This window comes from Corallococcus sp. CA053C (assembly GCF_003611675.1).
Lineage (GTDB): Bacteria > Myxococcota > Myxococcia > Myxococcales > Myxococcaceae > Corallococcus.
This window is the reverse complement of the sequence record NZ_RAWA01000799.1, coordinates 1-1,106: the sequence shown is the minus strand read 5'-3', so window position 1 is coordinate 1,106 and position 1,106 is coordinate 1. Positions and strand designations below refer to the sequence as shown.

At 72.4% G+C, this 1,106-nt stretch carries 1 protein-coding gene; it reads left to right on the top strand.

Translation table 11 applies throughout. The features are described from left to right. Positions 1-32: 32 nt before the first annotated feature. Positions 33-1,106, top strand: a 1,074-nt coding sequence (locus tag D7V97_RS43230) for a hypothetical protein (protein WP_147445270.1), incomplete at its 3' end; no start/stop codon positions are given.

Sequence of the window (1,106 nt, the reverse complement as noted above, 5' to 3'; positions counted from 1 at the left end):
GCACCGGTGGGGCTGGGGGACCTTCGGGCGAAGTGGGTGAGCCCGGGGCGCCTGCTCCCACGGGCGGCATCTTCGGGCCCGGGTCGGTGGTCGCGGGGCTCCAGGATCGCATCGAGGTGCAGCGCCATGGACCGCTGGAGGAGCGGCGGGTGGCTCGCGCGAAGCAGGACGCGCGCAAGCTGGCGTCGCTCGTGAAGACGCTGGACCTGGATGCGGACTCCGCTTGCAAGAGCACCCTCCAGGCTCTCTGCGACCAGCTGTGTGAAGCGCAGACGGTGGTGGCCCAGGCGGTGCCGCCGCCCGGTCGTCCGGTGGGAGCGCTGTCCGAGTCCCAGGAGATCGTCGCCCGACAGCTTCGCAACCTCCAGAAGCGGCAGGCGGATGCGCTGGCCGCACTGGAAGAGGCGCTGGCGCCGTGCGCGGACGAAGACCCGGCCGCGCATGCGCTGCGGTTGGATCGCATGGTCACGTTCCTGGATGCCTTCGTGAACGGGCTCATCCAGGAGGCGCGGGATCAGCTCGTCATCCTGAAGGGCAGCGAGGCGCTGAACCGGGCGGACCTCGCCTTCGGTGCGGAGGCGGGCGTGGCCCGGCCGCTGGGCGTGGCGGGCTCTGGCACGGACACGTTCTACCTGCTGCCTTTGACGGACGCGTCGGGGCTCACGTCCCAGGAGCCACCGGTGCGGCCGGGCGACTGGCTGGTGGTGGCCGAGGACGTGGAGCGCCTGGGCCCGGGCGGGGTGAAGGGCACGGAGCGGCTCTTCCGTGAAGCGCTGCGAGTGCTGCGCGTTCGCATGGAGACGCCCGAAGGCCAGCGCACGCCGATGACGCAGGTGACGTTCCAGCCGCCGCTGTCGCGCGCGTACGCGTTGGACCGGGTGGTGCTGCTGGGCAACAACACCCTGGCCAGCGAGGGCGCCACCGTGGAGGAGGTCGCCGTGCCCGCGTTGGACCTGCGCACGGTGCCCCTGCTGCACAGTCCGGTGACGTGGCTGCGCGACGCGAGCCATGCGGGAGGCCGCAGGCCGGAGGTGTCCCTCACGGTGGGCGGGCGCGAGTGGCGTCCGGTGGATTCCATCCTGGAGGCCGCGCCGGATGAGCTGGCG